Origin of the sequence: Nocardia sp. NPDC049707, from assembly GCF_040674855.1 — a bacterium.
In the GTDB taxonomy this organism is placed as follows: Bacteria; Actinomycetota; Actinomycetes; order Mycobacteriales; family Mycobacteriaceae; genus Nocardia.
Genome location: NZ_JBFANN010000038.1, coordinates 19,797 through 36,105 on the forward strand (window position 1 = coordinate 19,797; position 16,309 = coordinate 36,105).

The 16,309-nt window shown below is 65.9% G+C and carries 17 protein-coding genes; 14 read left to right on the plus strand and 3 right to left on the minus strand.

From position 1 onward, the window contains the following. Positions 1-133 precede the first annotated feature (133 nt). The 12 genes from lepB (at position 134) to AB0J29_RS27580 (ending at position 11,540) form a co-directional block, all read left to right on the plus strand. Positions 134-889 (plus strand): signal peptidase I, encoded by a 756-nt coding sequence (lepB, locus tag AB0J29_RS27525; RefSeq protein ID WP_364792464.1) that lies wholly within the window; start codon positions 134-136, stop codon positions 887-889. A gap of 43 nt (positions 890-932) precedes the next feature. Then, positions 933-1,721 carry a ribonuclease HII gene (locus AB0J29_RS27530; protein ID WP_364792305.1) on the plus strand — a complete coding sequence of 263 codons (789 nt, stop codon included), beginning with the start codon at positions 933-935 and terminating at the stop codon, positions 1,719-1,721. Positions 1,722-1,767: 46 nt separating this feature from the next. After that, the gene (locus tag AB0J29_RS27535) at positions 1,768-2,073 is read left to right on the plus strand and encodes a DUF2469 domain-containing protein (protein ID WP_011210678.1); all 306 of its coding nucleotides are present in this window, start codon (positions 1,768-1,770) and stop codon (positions 2,071-2,073) included. A 193-nt stretch (positions 2,074-2,266) separates the two neighbouring features. Beyond that, positions 2,267-2,623, plus strand: coding sequence for a YraN family protein (locus tag AB0J29_RS27540; protein WP_364792308.1), 357 nt, complete (start codon positions 2,267-2,269; stop codon positions 2,621-2,623). Next, complete coding sequence (locus tag AB0J29_RS27545) at positions 2,623-4,131, plus strand: YifB family Mg chelatase-like AAA ATPase (protein WP_364792311.1); 1,509 nt, start codon at positions 2,623-2,625, stop codon at positions 4,129-4,131. Before AB0J29_RS27540 ends, AB0J29_RS27545 begins: the two co-directional genes overlap by 1 nt. Before the next feature lie 530 nt (positions 4,132-4,661). Beyond that, complete coding sequence (gene dprA, locus AB0J29_RS27550; RefSeq protein WP_364792467.1) at positions 4,662-5,789, plus strand: DNA-processing protein DprA; 1,128 nt, start codon at positions 4,662-4,664, stop codon at positions 5,787-5,789. A gap of 593 nt (positions 5,790-6,382) precedes the next feature. Beyond that, a complete protein-coding gene (locus tag AB0J29_RS27555; protein WP_364792314.1) occupies positions 6,383-7,303 on the plus strand; it encodes a tyrosine recombinase XerC in 921 nt (306 codons plus the stop codon). A 393-nt stretch (positions 7,304-7,696) separates the two neighbouring features. Then, entirely contained in the window at positions 7,697-8,425 is a 729-nt protein-coding gene (locus tag AB0J29_RS27560) for an acetoacetate decarboxylase family protein (RefSeq protein WP_364792317.1), read from the plus strand. Positions 8,426-8,583: 158 nt separating this feature from the next. Next, positions 8,584-8,949, plus strand: coding sequence for a DUF202 domain-containing protein (locus tag AB0J29_RS27565; protein ID WP_364792320.1), 366 nt, complete (start codon positions 8,584-8,586; stop codon positions 8,947-8,949). Beyond that, the gene (locus AB0J29_RS27570) at positions 8,946-9,254 is read left to right on the plus strand and encodes a DUF202 domain-containing protein (protein WP_364792323.1); all 309 of its coding nucleotides are present in this window, start codon (positions 8,946-8,948) and stop codon (positions 9,252-9,254) included. Before AB0J29_RS27565 ends, AB0J29_RS27570 begins: the two co-directional genes overlap by 4 nt. A gap of 48 nt (positions 9,255-9,302) precedes the next feature. Then, the gene (locus tag AB0J29_RS27575) at positions 9,303-11,201 is read left to right on the plus strand and encodes an alkyl sulfatase dimerization domain-containing protein (RefSeq protein ID WP_364792326.1); all 1,899 of its coding nucleotides are present in this window, start codon (positions 9,303-9,305) and stop codon (positions 11,199-11,201) included. 165 nt (positions 11,202-11,366) lie between these two features. Continuing rightward, positions 11,367-11,540 carry a hypothetical protein gene (locus tag AB0J29_RS27580; RefSeq protein ID WP_364792329.1) on the plus strand — a complete coding sequence of 58 codons (174 nt, stop codon included), beginning with the start codon at positions 11,367-11,369 and terminating at the stop codon, positions 11,538-11,540. Between the two features lie 170 nt (positions 11,541-11,710). Here the strand turns inward: AB0J29_RS27580 and AB0J29_RS27585 are convergent, their stop codons facing one another. The 3 genes from AB0J29_RS27585 to AB0J29_RS27595 form a co-directional block, all read right to left on the minus strand. Then, complete coding sequence (locus AB0J29_RS27585; protein ID WP_364792332.1) at positions 11,711-12,229, minus strand: DUF1990 domain-containing protein; 519 nt, start codon at positions 12,227-12,229, stop codon at positions 11,711-11,713. Between the two features lie 276 nt (positions 12,230-12,505). Next, entirely contained in the window at positions 12,506-13,048 is a 543-nt protein-coding gene (locus AB0J29_RS27590; protein ID WP_364792335.1) for a M23 family metallopeptidase, read from the minus strand. Between the two features lie 6 nt (positions 13,049-13,054). Then, positions 13,055-13,870: a hypothetical protein gene (locus AB0J29_RS27595; RefSeq protein ID WP_364792338.1), complete on the minus strand. Its 816-nt coding sequence runs from the start codon at positions 13,868-13,870 to the stop codon at positions 13,055-13,057. Positions 13,871-14,234: 364 nt separating this feature from the next. On the opposite strand from AB0J29_RS27595, the gene rpsB reads away from it, so the two are divergent. Both rpsB and tsf read left to right on the plus strand, forming a co-directional pair. Further along, positions 14,235-15,074, plus strand: a complete 840-nt coding sequence (rpsB, locus tag AB0J29_RS27600; RefSeq protein WP_364792341.1) for a 30S ribosomal protein S2 — start codon at positions 14,235-14,237, stop codon at positions 15,072-15,074. 177 nt (positions 15,075-15,251) lie between these two features. Continuing rightward, positions 15,252-16,076, plus strand: a complete 825-nt coding sequence (gene tsf, locus AB0J29_RS27605; protein ID WP_364792344.1) for a translation elongation factor Ts — start codon at positions 15,252-15,254, stop codon at positions 16,074-16,076. Positions 16,077-16,309: the final 233 nt, after the last annotated feature.

Below are 16,309 nucleotides of genomic sequence, written 5' to 3' on the forward strand. Positions count from 1 at the left end.
AGGCTCAGCGTGTATACGCATCACTGCGGCAGTACCACCGTACGATGCCGGTGAGTGAGGCTGTACTCGCTGCGGCACTCCAAACCAGCGGGCTAATCTGGTCGGCGTGGCAGACGAAAGTGGGTTGAGGGCGGTGTCCGAGCCGGACGACGACAAAGCGGGGCGATCCGACGGCAAGCAGCGTGGGCGTAAACAACGTCCGTTCTGGCAGGAACTCCCGATCCTCATCGTGATCGCGGCGGTCATCGCAGCGCTGATGGTCACGTTTGTCGGACGACCGTACGTGATTCCATCGCAGTCGATGGAACCCACGTTGCACGGTTGTACAGGATGCACGGGCGACCGTATCTATGTCGAGAAGCCCAGCTACTACTGGGGCGACCCCCAACCGGGCGATGTCGTAGTTTTCGTCGGTCCGCCGTCGTGGAACGACACCTTTCGGTCGATTCGCTCGGACAACACCGTCGTTCGTGGCGTGCAGAATTTCTTTTCGTTCTTCGGCCTGGTGCCACCGGATGAGAACGATCTGGTGAAGCGCGTGATTGCCGTCGGTGGCCAGACGGTACAGTGCTGCGACCCGCAGGGCCGGATTCTGGTGGACGGCAAGCCATTGGACGAGCCGTACGTCGAGAACGACTTCGCGTGGTACCCCGGCCAGCAGAACGCGACCTACCCTGCGGGCCGAGTATTCGGTCCGGTGAAAGTGCCCGAGGGCAACCTGTGGGTCATGGGCGACAATCGCAATCAATCGCGAGATTCCCGCGCCCACGTCAGCGATAACCTGCAGGGCACCGTCCCGATCGACAATGTGCGCGGTAAGACGGTCTTCAAGATCTGGCCGCCCAACCGGATCGGTCCGGTGAAAGCACAGGATCCCCAGACGAACTGATCGGTGCTGGCCGCAGGATAATTGGAGAGTGGAGCAGGGGCGAGTGGCTAGGGCTAATGGCGCGACTCCGGGCAACGGGTGGCCGCCGCGGGTCGTGATGCGTCGAGCCGGTGGGTTGCGCACGCTGGAGGCGGCGCTGATCCGTAGCGGACTGGGCCCGGTTGCCGGTGTCGACGAGGCCGGACGCGGACCCTGTGCGGGGCCTCTGGTCGTCGCCGCCTGTCTGCTCGCTCCCAAGGCTTACGACAGGCTGGCCGGACTCGACGATTCCAAGAAGCTCACCGAATCCGTGCGCGAGGAGCTGTACCCGGTCATCACCCGGTTGGCGCTGGCCTGGAAGGTTGTCGTCATTCCGGCCTGGGAGATCGATTCGATCGGCATCCACGTCGCCAATATCGAGGGCATGCGCCGCGCGGTCGCCGGTCTCGGCCGGACACCGGGGTATGTGCTGACCGACGGATTCCGAGTGCCCGGAATTCCGGTGCCGTCGCTGCCGGTCATCGGCGGTGACGCCGCCGCGGCCTGCATCGCCGCGGCGAGCATTCTGGCCAAGGTGACCAGGGATCGGATGATGGTCGAGCTGGACGAGCGGTTTCCGGGCTACGGATTCGCCGCGCACAAGGGTTACAACACGCCCGAGCATACGGCCGCGCTGGAGCGGCTCGGACCGAGCAGCGAGCACCGCCGATCCTGGCGCAATGTGCGGGAGGCGGCAGGGTTGCGGCCGGTAGCGGCGGCGGAGTATGCCGACGCGGAACTGGCCGATGAGGTTTCGCTGGAAGGCGTCGAACCGGATGGCCGAGTGGCTACCCACGCGGCGCATGCGCGATGATGGTGACAGCAGAAGCAATGCGGCGAGAAGGAGGACGTCCCACCCGATGAGTGCCGAGGACCTGGAGAAATACGAAACCGAGATGGAGCTCTCGCTGTATCGGGAGTACAAGGACATCGTCGGTCAGTTCTCGTACGTGGTGGAGACCGAGCGCCGCTTCTATCTGGCCAACTCCGTCGAATTGCGGCCGCAGAACGCCGACGGCGAGGTGTACTTCGAGGTGCGCATGAGCGATGCGTGGGTGTGGGATATGTATCGGCCCGCACGCTTCGTGAAGCATGTTCGGGTGATCACGTTCAAGGACGTGAATATCGAGGAGTTGGAGAAGCCCGATCTGCGGTTGCCGGAGTAGGCGAGCGCGCTGATCAGCGCAGACTGCGATCCGTGCTGATCTGGCGTGGTCCAATAGCATTGCGCACCGACAAGTAGGCGGAGTACGGGTGCCGGAGGCCCGGGTTGTCCACAGCTGAGCGGATTTCCACAGGCTTTCTGTTTGCGCAGGTCGCTGTCATCGGCCGCGAGCGCGGCCCAGGCACGCTGAACCGGTGGCAGACAACCAGGCGCTCGGCGCACAAGGGGAAGAACTGGCGGCCCGATTCCTGCAGGCCTCCGGGGTGGAGATCATCCGCAGGAATTGGCGGTGCAAGTACGGCGAACTGGATCTGATCGCCAGGGACGGCCGCGTCACCGCCTTCATCGAGGTAAAAACGCGAACCGGAGCGAAATTCGGCACGCCGGCCGAGGCGGTCACCTTCGATAAGCAGCAGCGGATCAGGCGGTTGGCGCTGGTGTGGCTGGCCGAGCAGGACGGTCCGTGGCGCGATATCCGCTTCGATGTCATTTCGGTGCTGCTGCATCGCGGCCATCAACCGGTCATCGATCATCTGAAAGCGGTGTTCTGATGGCGCTGGGGCGGGCGTATTCGGTCGCAGTTGCCGGAGTGGACGGTCAACTGGTCGAAATCGAGGCAGATATCGGACAGGGGCTGCCATCGTTGCACCTGGTTGGGCTGCCGGACACAGCACTGCAGGAATCCCGAGATCGGGTGCGGTCCGCAGTGGTCAATACCGGCGAGAAGTGGCCCGATGGGCGAGTGACCCTCGCGCTGTCGCCCGCGACGTTGCCGAAGATCGGAAGCGTTTATGACCTGGCCCTCGCCACTGCCGTGTTGGATGCGGCGGGGGCTGTGCCTTCCGAACGCCTGGCGAAGACCGTGCTGCTGGGAGAGTTGGGGCTCGACGGCCGGGTCCGACGGGTACGCGGGATCCTGCCTGCGGTGATGACCGCCCGCAATGCGGGGTACTCGCGGGTGATCGTGCCGCAGTCTGCCTTGGCCGAGGCCGGTCTGGTGGCCGGGATCGAGGTACTCGGGGCGGTGAGCCTGCGTACCGTGATCATGTGGCTGCGAGGCGAGGGCATGCTCGCCGAGCCGGAGGGCATGATGCCGGATACCCTGCGCAAGGGCGGCGATCTGAGTGAGGTGGTCGGTCAGGACGAGGCCAGGTGGGCGCTGGAGGTGGCGGCGGCGGGCGGACACCACCTGCTGCTGACCGGGCCGCCAGGTATCGGGAAAACGATGCTGGCGCAACGCCTTCCAGGCCTGTTGCCGCCGCTGACCGAGGCAGAGGCACTCGAGGTGACCGCCATTCATTCGGTAGCGGGCCTGTTGTCCGACGAGCATCCGCTGATCACCATGCCGCCGTTCGTCGCACCACACCATTCGACGTCGGCGAGCGCCATGGTTGGCGGTGGTTCGGGGACCGCTCGCCCGGGTGCGGTCAGCCGCGCCCACCGCGGCGTACTGTTTCTGGACGAATGCGCTGAGATTGCCACGAAGGTTCTGGAAGCGATGCGAACTCCGTTGGAGGAGGGTGAAGTTCGCATCGCTCGCCGCGACGGCGTGGCTCGCTACCCGGCCCGTTTCCAACTCGTCTTGGCCGCGAACCCTTGCCCGTGTGCCCCCGCCCGCGATGTCGACTGCATCTGTGCGCCACTCGCCCGCCGCCGATACCTCGGCAAGTTATCCGGACCGTTGATGGATCGCATCGATATCTGGGTCCAAATGCACGGCCACTCCGGCGCATCGTTCGCCGCCGAGGAGGCCGAGAGCAGCGAGGTCGTACGCTGCCGAGTCGCGGCCGCACGGCACGCCGCAGTACAGCGCTGGAAGGACTACGGCTGGGCAACCAATGCCGAAGTTCCCGGCCACATCCTGCGCCAACGCTTTCGGCTCCCGCGCGAAGCGACCGCCCCCATCGAGGCCGCCCTCCGCCTCGGCCGCCTCTCCGCCCGCGGCGCCGACCGCGCGATCCGCGTCGCCTGGACCATCTGCGACCTCCGCAACGCCGACCGACCCAGCGCCCGAGATGTATTGGCCGCCTTGAACTTCCGTCAACGGGGTGCGCAGTGAGCGCGGCAACGGGAGACCAGCGTCCGATCGAGGGTGATATCTCCGTGACCGGGGGCGCTGCGACAGAGGTGGTCGGCGCAAACGCCTCCGGGTGCGCCGATACGGCGCACATCGATACGACCGCATCGGATTTCGCGGCGGCGCCAGTGGGTAATGGTTCTACCGACGGTTATCCGGGCGCGGCGGCGGATAGTGATTCTGCTGCCGCCTGGTGGGTGGGTGAGCCGGCGGGCAGTGACTCGGATTGCGCGTCCGTGGCGGCTTGTGGCCGGCGTCCCGCCGGAGATTCGGACGTTGCCACCGCCAGCGCCGAGATACCGGTCGGCAACGGATCTACTGCTTCGGCGAGTGGGGCGACGAAGACCGCGGGTGCGGCGGTGGGAAGTGATACGTATCCGGTCGCCTCGAGGGTCAGCAGGATGGATGCGGCGGGGCATGGCGGTGCGGAGCGTGGGGTTGTGGATCTGGATGGTTGGGCTTCGGAGGGTTCGGGGGCGACGGTTCCCAGTGGGGATGCTGATGAGCGCCGGTTGGCTTGGGCGTATTTGTCACGGGTTGTTCAGGGGCCGTGTGCTGCGTTGTCGTCGTTGATCGAATCGGTGGGGGTGGTGGAGGCGGCGCGGGCGGTGCGGGAATGTGAGTTGCCGGAGTCGTTGTTCGGGCCGACGGCCAAGCGGCGGGAGATCGATAGTGCAGCACGGGATCTCGAGATCCTGGCGCGGATGGGCGGGCGGTTGGTCACTCCGGATGATCCGGAGTGGCCGGCCTGGCGGATGCTCGGGCTCCGCCAGCTCGAGCCCGGACGTGATCGTGATGGGGCGGTCCCGTTGGTGCTGTGGGTACGCGGGCCACGGTCATTGCTGGAGTCGAGCGAACGGGCGATCGCGGTGGTCGGGGCGCGGTGCAGTAGCGGATACGGGGAGCACATCACCGGCGAGATCGTCGGTGATCTGGCCGCCCAGGGGTGGACCATCGTCTCCGGTGCCGCATTCGGCATCGACGGTATGGCCCATCGAGCGGCCCTCGCCGTCGGTGCTCCGACGATCGCCGTTCTGGCATGTGGTATCGATCGCCCGTACCCGGCCCAGCATGAGCGACTGCTGGCCGAGATTGCCGAAACCGGTGTGGTAATCAGCGAATATCCGCCAGGCACGGTCGCCCACAAGAATCAGTTCCTGGCCCGCAATCGTCTGATCGCTGCCCTGGCAGATGGCGTCCTCGTCGTAGAGGCCGGATTGCGCAGCGGCGCTCGCAATACTGTGAAATGGGCTCGCCGCCTCGGCCGCCCCGCCCTGGCCATACCCGGCCCGGTCACCGCCGCCGCCTCGGCAGGCTGTCACCGCATGATCCGCGAAGGCGAGGCCCTCCTGGTCACCCGCGCCGAAGAGGTCATCGATGAAGCAGGCCCACTACGCCTTTCGCTACCAACTACCCAGCCGTCCGACCCCAGCGACCGATTACACGGTAACGAAGCATCGGTCTACGCCGCGCTCCCGAAAGTCGGCTCCCGCCAACCCCGCGCTATCGCCGAAAACTCCGGCGTAGAACTCCCCACCGTTCGCGCCATCCTCCCAGCGCTAGAACTCGCGGGCCTGGTCGGCATGGACCAGAACGGTTGGCATCGAACCCGCAAGCCCCCTGAGCCGATACCCCGATAACTCAACGCTCAACGACGCGAAGGGAGGTGAGGCTGTCATTTCGTGAACGGTCCGGGTCGCGCTCTGCGGCGACGGCTGCCTGCACCCGGCTACGACGGGAGTGCCCGCTCCGCCGTGCGGCGCCTCGTGCGTCGGTCGTGTCGGATCCCGAACCTCGAAGTCACGGGCTCGCGCTTGACGGTGACAGCCGGCAACCGGGAGCCCTCAGACCTGTGACGTCGGGGCCGGTTCCTTCGCGGCGAGGGAGGGTTCCGCCGTGGAACCTGGTGCTTCGCCGCGATGGGAGGTAAAGACGGTCGTGGCTTGCACTCGGAATCCGGTGGAGGTGTAGCAGTTGACACGGTCGTGGTGTTCGCGGTCGTGGTGTGTGTGGCGGTGTCGTGCACGGATTTCGGGCCGGGTTCCACGGTCCCGACCGGCCCGGGATGCGCCCCGTTCCGTACCGCCACCGCGACCTGACGGCGGTTCCGGGGGTGGCGCGATGACGAGCATCCACCTGCTTGACGCGGTATAGCCGGGTCCACAGCAGGTAAACCGGTGGCGCTGCGGCGTGCTGACTTGCCAAGGGGGGATGGCGCGGTGACGGTAACGGAATGGAGTTGCCGGAGGATCTCGAGGCGTTGCTGGCGGAGTATGAGCGGCATTTGCGGCTCGGGCGGAATCGGTCGGCGCATACGGCGCGGGCGTACGTGGGGGATGCGCGGTCATTGTTGGGGCATTTGGTCGCGCGGTCGGCGGACTCGGCGGTGCGGGAAATGGATCTGGCGTTATTGCGGTCGTGGTTGGCGGCGCTGTCGGCCGGCGGGGCGGCGCGGACGACCCTGGCACGGCGGGCGTCTTCGGCGCGGACGTTCACCGCGTGGCTGACCAGTGCCGGGCGGCTGTCGATCGATCCGGGGTTGCGGCTCGGATCGCCGAAGGCGCATCGGGTGCTGCCCGCGGTGCTCGGCGCGCAGCAGGCTGTCGCGGCTATGGATGCGGCGGAATCCGGTGCGGTGCAACGTGATCCGATGGCGTTGCGCGATCGGCTGATCGTGGAACTGTTGTACTCGAGCGGCATTCGGGTGAGCGAGTTGTGCGGCCTCGATATCGACGATATCGATCGGGAGCGGCGGCTGGTCCGCGTTATCGGTAAGGGCAATAAGGAGCGCTCGGTGCCCTTCGGTGTTCCGGCCGACGAGGCGATCGCGAACTGGCTGCGGTACGGCCGCCCGGCACTCGCGACAGCCGAATCCGGCCGCGCTCTGTTGCTCGGCCGTCGCGGCAAACGACTGGACCAACGTCAGGCCAGAACGGTTGTCCACGAGGTCGTTTCGGCAATCCCGGGCGCACCCGATATGGGTCCGCACGGCCTGCGGCATTCGGCCGCAACCCATCTACTCGAGGGTGGCGCGGACCTGCGCGTAGTACAAGAACTCCTCGGCCACGCCAGCATGGCGACTACTCAGCTCTACACCCACGTCTCTATCGAGCGCCTGAAAAAGGTCCACGACCAGGCCCACCCCCGCGCCTGACCGTCCACGGATCGGCAGATCAGAGGCCCGATCGGAGCGACACCCGCTGTCCGTGGTCGGAATCATCGGACCGCCGCGTGTGACTGCCCGCAGGAGTGGCGGGCGACTATCGGAACTAAGGCCATGACTGGGGCGTCGGCCCCTTCTCGCAGGCGGAATCGGACCGAACTCGCCCTGGTCAGGGGCGATGGTGTACGAACTCGACATGAACTGCTCGCTAGCGGGTCCAGTAGCGATTCTGAAACGTGTTCGTGTGAATGAAAGCCGTGCGGCAACCGTGAAACCGTGACTATCCTGGCACGAGTTCCAGTTTGGAGGATTTGTGGACGCCGCGCGTTTGGTCGACCGGTCGGCAGTCGACGGATGCCGCACTGCCGTGTCGGGGTGGAGCCGATGAGTACGCATACTGTGCTGGGCAAGGAAGTGCGCGTGCCGGTGCGGATTCGGCTCGCGCACGCCTTCATGGCGACCTACTCGGTACCGGCGGCTGCCGCGCAGCGACTCATCGACTACTCCGGCCTGGAGATCCTTCGGCTGCCGGGCGTTCGCGCCATGTGCACCCTCGTTTTCGTCGATTACATCGATGGCGACCTCGGGCCGTACAACGAGTTCGGTGTGTCCTTCATGATCCGACACCACACCGCTGCGCCCGACGGCGCATTCGGTGATCTGCGTGCGCTGTCCGCCGGTCGCGCGGGCGTCTTCATCCATCGTCTCCCCGTCGACGGCGAATTCACGCTGGCCGCGGGCCGCGGCATCTGGGGATTCCCCAAGGAAATCGCCGATTTCGACGCACAGCATGAGGGCAGCGTGCGACGTGGCGTACTGCACCAGAGCGGGCAGCTGATCGTCGATCTCGCCATCCGTACCGGCCTCGCGGTTCCGCAACGCCGAGGCGGCTCGTCCTTCGACGCGTACTCCCACATCGACGGGGTCACCCGCTGCACGCAGTGGCAGATGAAACCGTCCGGCACGCATGTTCGCCCCGGCGGCGCCGAACTGGCCCTCGGTGAGCATGACTGGGCCGACGAGTTACGCTCCCTCGGCTTACCCAAGCGCGCACTCATGGCTTCGGCCGTCGATCGGCTCGCGATGACCTTCCAGGACGCCACACTCGTCTGACCCGTGTTCCTACCGGTCCGCGGCACGTGCGATCGTGCTCTTCGTAGACGACGACAACGCCGCTCGATAACCTGACGTAGCGGAGCGTTCGCATGCGCTAGGAAACCGACCAGCGATGGAGAGGTGCCCGTGAATCGTGAAACCCGAGCCGAGGCGGCATGACCCTGCCCAACCCCGCCGAGGAATCCGAGGACGGGGAAGAGGAGATCGATTACCGCTTCACCCTCGCCAACGAGCGCACCTTCCTGGCCTGGATGCGTACCTCGCTCGGCCTGCTCGCGGGCGGTGTCGCGGTGCACACGCTGGTGCAGCCGTTGCGGATGCCGGGGTTGCGGCGCACGCTCGCCATGAGCTGCATCGTGCTCGCCGTGATCATCGCGGTCGGTGCGTACGGACATTGGCGGCGCGTTGGTCGGGCCATGCGGAACGGCGAACCGCTGCCCGACACGATCATGGTGCCGATTCTGTCGGCGGGTATCGCCGTCGTTTCGGTATTTGCGTGCGTGGTGGTGTTGTTCCGATGAGCCCCCAGGGGCTGGCCGCCGAGCGCACCGCGTTGGCGTGGCGGCGCACAGCCATTGCTGCGATGGTCGTCGCCGCGCTTTTCCTCAATCATGCCGCGTCCAGCGGGTGGCGCGCCACGGCCATCGCATCGATCGGCGCGGCGATCACCATGGCAGCCGTTGCGGCCCTGTGTATTTCGCGCAATCGTGCCTTGCATCAGGGGCGCTTCGGGCACGGCGGGAGCGTCATTGCCGCGACAGTGCTGGCGGTGGTGGCCGTCGCATGTATTGCGGCCACAGTCGGTTTCACGGATCCACGGCCCTAATGCGTTGCGGGCCGGACATGTTCGGCTGACAACCACAGGAGGACGGATATGAACACAGCAACCGAGCCGAGCCAATTCATCGTCGCCGAGCAGCATCGAGCGGCGGCCGGACTGCCCGCTGACACGGCCGATCTCATGGACGTGGATCGCGGGTTCGTCGCGGCACTCGAGCCCGGGGAGGTGCGCACGCCGGACGGAAAGGTAGTGTGGGACAACGACTCTTACGCCTTCCTACAGGGAACCTGTCCGGCGTCGGTCAATCCGAGCCTGTGGCGGCAGTCCGGGTTGGTCGTCAAACAGGGCCTGTACGAGGTCGCGCCGGGTATCTATCAGATCCGCGGGCTCGATCTGTCGAATATGACCCTGATCGAGGGCGCCACCGGTGTGCTCGTGATCGATCCGCTGATCTCGGCGGAGACCGCGGCGGCGGGCCTGGCGCTGTATCGCGCGCACCGGGGCGATCGACCGGTGACCGGGTTGATCTATACCCATTCGCACGTCGACCATTTCGGCGGTGCGATGGGTGTGACGACGGTCGAGGATGCCGCGTCGGGCCGCTGCCCGGTACTCGCACCGGCCGGATTCCTCGAACACGCGGTTGCCGAAAACATCTATGTGGGAACGGCGATGGGGCGTCGATCCGCCTATATGTACGGCGCCGCGCTACCGCGGGGGCCGAAGGGGCAGGTCGGGGCTGGGCTCGGACAGACCACGTCGCTGGGCACGATCACCTTGATTCCGCCGACGCTGGATATCACCACCACCGGTCAGGAAATAACGGTCGATGGAATCCGGATCGTCTTCCAGCTCACCCCGGGCACCGAGGCGCCCGCCGAGATGAACTTCTACTTCCCGGATATGCGCGCGTTGTGCATGGCCGAAAACGCGACCCACACACTGCACAATCTATTGACGCTGCGTGGTGCGCTGGTGCGCGACCCGCACGTGTGGGCCAAGTATCTGACCGAGTCGATCAATCTGTTCGCCCGTAATTCCGACGTGGTTTTCGCCTCGCATCACTGGCCGACCTGGGGTACCGACCGGCTGGTGGAATACCTCTCGCTGCAACGGGATCTGTATGGGTACCTGCACGATCAGACAGTGCGCCGGCTCAATCAGGGGTATGTGGGCGGGGAGATCGCGGAGATGCTGGAACTGCCACCGGCCATTGCCGATGCGTGGCATACGCACGGGTATTACGGCTCGGTCAGCCACAATGTCAAGGCCATCTACCAGCGGTACCTGGGGTGGTTCGACGGTAATCCGGCGCATCTGTGGGAGCATCCGCCGGTCGAATCCGCCAAACGCCATGTGGAGTTCATGGGCGGCGCCGGCGAAGTGTTGCGCAAGGCGCAAACCGCTTACAGCGCAGGGGATTACCGGTGGGTTGCCCAGGTGGTCAACTATGTTATCTTCGCAGATCCGGCCAACGAGGCGGCGAAAGCGTTGCAGGCCGATACCTTCGAACAACTCGGCTACGGCGCGGAGAACGCTACCTGGCGCAACTTCTACCTCAGCGGAGCCTATGAGCTGCGCAACGGCTCGTTCGGCACGCCGACGACGGCGGATTCGCCGTCCATGCTCGCCGCGCTGACCATCGAGCAGATCTTCGACGCGATCGCGCTGCGCATCGACGGGGCGAAGGCATGGAATCTGCGCGTGGTGACCGACTGGCACATCACCGACGAGAAACGCACCTATCGCCTCGAACTGCGCAACGGCCTGCTGGTCCACTACGACAAGCCCGAAGGCGTCGACCTACCCGATCCGGACGCCTCCTTCACCCTGACCAGGTCGATCCTGATTCGAGTCCTGTTGGCGGGCGCGGATCTCGGCGCGCTGGTCGCCGCAGGCGATATCGCCATCGCCGGCGATCCGGCCGGGCTGGCACAGCTGGTCGGTGTGATCGACGCGCCGGATCCGGACTTCGCGATCGTCACACCGTGAGATAGCGGCGCGACCTCGCGGGCCATTCGGCTGAATCGCTCGACCCGTGGGGTGCGGCCGCGCACGGTCGGCGACCATGTCCACCGAAGCCATCGACAAATCCGTACCCATGCATGCGCGGCTGTCCGCCGCGATGAAGACCGCGACCGCAGCACGATCGCCGGATTGCGTTCCGCCCTCGGTGCCATCGATAACACCGAAGCCATCGACACCGTGGACATAAAGGCCGGTGCGATCGAGAGCGGCACGGTCGGACTCGGCGCCGCCGAAGTTCGTCGCCAAGAACTCACCGAGGCCGATATCGAGCAGATCGTTCGCGCCGAAATCTCCGACCCATAGCAGGCGGCCGCCGAATACGACACTCTCGATCGCTCCGACCACGGTGACCTGTTGCGCGCCGAAGCCGCCGCACTCGCGGCGCAGCTCTAGGTCCTTCGAGCGGGCACGTCGAATTCGGATGTGCTGCCGCTGAATTCGACGTTCCATGTCAGGTGTAACGTGCCGGGCTGCTAGGCGGACATCGGAAGCGTGTCGATGTACTTTCCGGCGATGATGCGCTGGATAGCTCGAACCGCCGGTCCGCCCAGCCGGACGTACCAGGCTCCGGGGCGGGAGAAGGCCGTCACCAGGCCGTAGACGGTGTCATCGGTCGGGTCGTATTCGACAGCGAACAGTTCCTCGCCGATCTCCGGATGCCCGGGCAGCGTGCCGTAGGCGAAGCCGCGCCGGTCCGGTTCGTCGAGGATGTACACGACCCGGCACGGTGCGGTGATGCCGATCGGACCGACGCCCAATCGCATCGTGAGTCGCGTCCCCGGCTCCGCGGTCGGTGTATCGGCGTCTCGAAAAATGCGGGTGCCCTTCTGCATTCGATACGCCAGGATTTCCGCGCCCGCGCGCTCGAACAGTGCTCGCCCGTATCCGATCCTGCGGCGCAGCCGAAACCGGTGATAGCCCGCAGGCAGCACCCCCTTGGTCGCGCCGACCTCGGTATAGGTGAACGGCGGATCTCCGAGCGCATATCCCATAACCCGATCCTCACCTCGGAACTGCCATGACGGAAGAGCAACCTCCGAAGTTGCTGCTCGGCGGGGTTGATCAGATGGCCTAGCGTGGAGGGAGATCCGCGGCGTCCGCGGTGAGGAGAAAGTGTGTCGGGTTCACGCCCGGCGTGTCCGGTGCCGTAAATGATCCTGATGCAGATTGTTTTCATGACCTGACTTGGTGATGTGCGGGGCATGGGGGAGGCATTCGTGACGCGGTGCGAAGGTCCGAATCCCCCACCTGCAGGTGCGGGGAGGAAGTCAGGTCACCGGCTTCAGTCGTAGAGTTGGGTGCAGTAGTCCGAGCGGATCCATGTATTCACGTCGGCTGTGTCCGCTCGCTTCCCGTCTCGCACCCCAATGCAGGCACGCGGCCGCCGCGCAACCCTCATGTCCCACCACCAAGGTGCCGATTCGCGTTCCGCGGCCGACGCGCAGGCCCACTGAAACCTCTGCCTGCACCGGCTCGTAGGTGGTTCGAAACCCGGCGGGGTGATCGATCGACACGACCGGCTTGCCCGCGACCGTCCCCGCGAACACCACGATTCCGTCTCCGGCCGCCAGCACCGCCTGCCCAGGCGCACCTGCCAGATCGACCCCGCGATGCCCGGGTAGCCAGTCCTGCGCCGGTTTGTCGAATTGTCGCTCGACCGTGGGCCGTGGTTGCAGCGGCCAGCTGAACTCCCCGTGCGGGGCAGCCGAAACCGACTGCTCCGCAACGAGTCCCAGCAGAGCGATGACCCCGAGGACAATCGGAATCAGCCGCCGCCGATACGGCCAGCTAACCCTGCCGAGGCGGTTCATCCGTGATCAGCGGGGCATGGGGAGCGGAGCCCGCCGAACCAGATCCCGCAGCCGCGACATCAGATCGCTGACAATCCGCGGTAACGAACTCGCCGACCCGGTGCCATCCGCCCGCGCGATATCGGCGGTGAGTGGTGCCGCATCCGCATCGGAGATCGGCGTCTGCCCGCCATCGGCCGCACCCGCATCGAACGTATTGCCCGTCCGGAGCGCTGTGGGTGCACGGTCCGCGCGGACTGCGTCGGGCGCCACATCGACGTGGAGTGCGTCCGGTGTGACGTTCTCCTGTTGTGCATCAGACGCGACGTTTACCGGAGGTGGCTCGAGAGTGACATTTCCGCAGAGCTCGTCGGATGAGATATTCGCGTGCACTGCATCCGGCGCACCAGCAGCCCGGAGCGCATTCGACGCAAAGATGACTTCCAGCGGGCTGGGCGCAATGTTGACCAAGGCTGCGTCGGGCATGACAGCTACACCCAACGCATGAGGCGCAATGTGCACACGGGCATTCAGTGCGACATCCAAACCCAACGTATCGGGCGCAACATTCACTACGAGTGGCGCAGCCCGGAGTGGATCCGGCACGCGCATCGGCCCACCTTCGGCCTGCGGCGTCGAACAAGCCGAACCCGTGCACTCCCCGAACACGACTTCCGATCCAGGAAAACCGCCACCAGGCGTGGCGATTGCCGCAGGTCCCGAAGGTAGCGCGACGGCAGCCGCGTCATTCGGTGGTGCGGCCGAAACCGGCTGTGCCAGAGCCAGTGACACCAGGAACAGCGGTGGGATGAGCATGGTCATCGAGATAGCTATGCGATTCATGCTTCAAGCGTCGGCCGCGCACGGCAGCCGCAGTACCCCCGCTTCGGCGAGTGTGGACAACGTGCCCGGTTGTGAAGATCGCCCGTTTCGACCTGTGACAGGGCGATTTAGAAACTCGCCCCCGCAGCCCGTAGACTAGTCGAGCGGTCTGTGCCTGCATGGACCGACTTCGCGCGCCACCCCGTGCTTGTTCGTAACGGCGCTGTTCGAACGAAGCTCGACTTCGTGACTCGGCAGCGCATGCGAAGCAGGGAATCATCGGCTGGTCCTGATCCTCACGGTCGGGTCCGATGATTCGGCGGCGCCAGGGCGGCGGATCACCGATTCGCCGCGGCAACCGGCAACGAAAGAGAGATACGGCACCATGGCTGTCGTAACCATGAAGCAGCTGCTCGACAGCGGCGCACACTTCGGACACCAGACCCGGCGCTGGAACCCGAAGATGAAGCGGTTCATCTTCACCGACCGCAACGGCATCTACATCATCGACCTGCAGCAGACGCTGACCTACATCGACAAGGCCTACGAGTTCGTCAAGGAGACCGTCGCCCACGGTGGCACCGTCCTCTTCGTCGGCACCAAGAAGCAGGCCCAGGAGTCGATCGCGGCCGAGGCGACTCGCGTCGGGATGCCCTACGTCAACCAGCGTTGGCTGGGTGGCATGCTCACCAACTTCTCCACCGTGCACAAGCGCCTGCAGCGCCTCAAGGAGCTCGAGGCGATGGAGCAGACCGGTGGCTTCGAGGGGCGCACCAAGAAGGAAATCCTCATGCTGACGCGTGAGATGAACAAGCTGGAGCGCACCCTCGGCGGTATCCGCGATATGGCCAAGGTGCCCTCGGCCATCTGGGTCGTCGACACCAACAAGGAGCACATCGCCGTCGGCGAGGCGCGCAAGCTGAACATCCCGGTCATCGCGATCCTCGACACCAACTGCGATCCTGACCTGGTCGACTACCCGATCCCGGGTAACGACGACGCGATCCGTTCCGCCGCACTGCTGACCAAGGTCGTCGCCTCCGCGGTGGCCGAGGGCGTGCAGGCGCGGGCCGGTATTGCCACCGGTGACGAGAAGCCGGAAGCCGGTGCGGGCGAGCCGCTCGCCGAGTGGGAGCAGGAGCTGCTCGCGCAGGCCGCGCCCGCCGCGACCGAAGCGACCGAGGCGACCGACGCCGAGGCACCCGCTACCCCGGCCGACGCCTGATCGACGCAGTGTTGGATGGCGGCGGCAGCGGGGCCTACACGGCTACGCGGGCTGCCGCCTCCGACCCTGAGGCTGCCGACGCAATGGCGTTTGTTCACCTTGCCGACCCCTCCTAGGTAGGAGTGGTCGGCAAGGTGGTGTTACCACCCGAGACAACACACAGGAGGATCGCCACCGATGGCGACTTACACCGCCGCTGACGTGAAGCGGCTGCGGGAGCTCACCGGCTCCGGGATGATGGACTGCAAGAACGCGCTCGTCGAGACCGACGGCGATTTCGACAAGGCCGTCGAGGTGCTGCGCATCAAGGGCGCCAAGGATGTCGGCAAGCGCGCCGAGCGTGCTACTGCTGAGGGCCTGGTCGTCGCCAAGGACGGCGTGCTGATCGAGATCAACTCCGAGACCGACTTCGTCGCCAAGAACGACGAGTTCCAGGGCCTCGCCGACAAGATCGTGACCGCCGCCGCGGCCGCCAAGGCCGCCGACCTGGACACGCTGAAGGCGCTGAAGCTGGACGGCCAGACCGTCGAGGAGGCGATGCAGGCGCTCGCGGCCAAGATCGGCGAGAAGCTCGAGCTGCGTCGCGTCGTCGCCTTCGACGGCCCGGTCGCCGTCTACCTGCACAAGCGTGCCACCGACCTGCCGCCCGCCGTCGGCGTGCTGGTCGAGTACCAGGGCGAGGGTGACACCGCTGCCGAGGCCGCGCGTGCCGTCGGCATGCAGGTCGCCGCGCTCAAGGCCAAGTACCTGACCCGCGAGGAAGTGCCGGCCGACGTGGTGGAGAACGAGCGCCGCATCGCCGAGGAAACCGCCAAGGAAGAGGGCAAGCCCGAGGCCGCGTTGGCGAAGATCACCGAGGGCCGCGTCAACGGCTTCTTCAAGGATGTCGTCCTGCTGGAGCAGGCGTCGGTCACCGATTCGAAGAAGACCGTCAAGGCGCTGCTGGACGAGGCCGGTGTCACCGTGACCCGCTTCGCCCGCTTCGAGGTCGGCCAGGCCTGATCACGCCCGCGAAACCCCTCGTACACCGGATCCGGTGTACGAGGGGTTTCGGCTGTCCGGATGCTGCTCGTTCATTCGCAATTCCCGAGCCTGACCGGGCGAGTTCCTTGCGTCCAAGGGGGGCTTCTACCCACATCGAATCCGAGTAGGGCAGGATAAAGGCGCTCCGTGTTGAGCCTCCGCGTTGCCATCCGGCCCACGTGCTGTGTAGACAGACCGAAATCTATCGCCGA

Coding starts and splice junctions, on each gene's coding strand:
- AB0J29_RS27535 (WP_011210678.1), top strand. CDS start 1,768: ATGAGTGCCGAGGACCTGGAGAAATACGAAACCGAGATGGAGCTCTCG.
- AB0J29_RS27545 (WP_364792311.1), top strand. CDS start 2,623: ATGGCGCTGGGGCGGGCGTATTCGGTCGCAGTTGCCGGAGTGGACGGT.
- AB0J29_RS27555 (WP_364792314.1), top strand. CDS start 6,383: ATGGAGTTGCCGGAGGATCTCGAGGCGTTGCTGGCGGAGTATGAGCGG.
- AB0J29_RS27560 (WP_364792317.1), top strand. CDS start 7,697: ATGAGTACGCATACTGTGCTGGGCAAGGAAGTGCGCGTGCCGGTGCGG.
- AB0J29_RS27565 (WP_364792320.1), top strand. CDS start 8,584: ATGACCCTGCCCAACCCCGCCGAGGAATCCGAGGACGGGGAAGAGGAG.
- AB0J29_RS27570 (WP_364792323.1), top strand. CDS start 8,946: ATGAGCCCCCAGGGGCTGGCCGCCGAGCGCACCGCGTTGGCGTGGCGG.
- AB0J29_RS27575 (WP_364792326.1), top strand. CDS start 9,303: ATGAACACAGCAACCGAGCCGAGCCAATTCATCGTCGCCGAGCAGCAT.
- AB0J29_RS27585 (WP_364792332.1), bottom strand. CDS start 12,229: ATGGGATATGCGCTCGGAGATCCGCCGTTCACCTATACCGAGGTCGGC.
- AB0J29_RS27590 (WP_364792335.1), bottom strand. CDS start 13,048: ATGAACCGCCTCGGCAGGGTTAGCTGGCCGTATCGGCGGCGGCTGATT.
- AB0J29_RS27595 (WP_364792338.1), bottom strand. CDS start 13,870: ATGAATCGCATAGCTATCTCGATGACCATGCTCATCCCACCGCTGTTC.
- rpsB (WP_364792341.1), top strand. CDS start 14,235: ATGGCTGTCGTAACCATGAAGCAGCTGCTCGACAGCGGCGCACACTTC.
- tsf (WP_364792344.1), top strand. CDS start 15,252: ATGGCGACTTACACCGCCGCTGACGTGAAGCGGCTGCGGGAGCTCACC.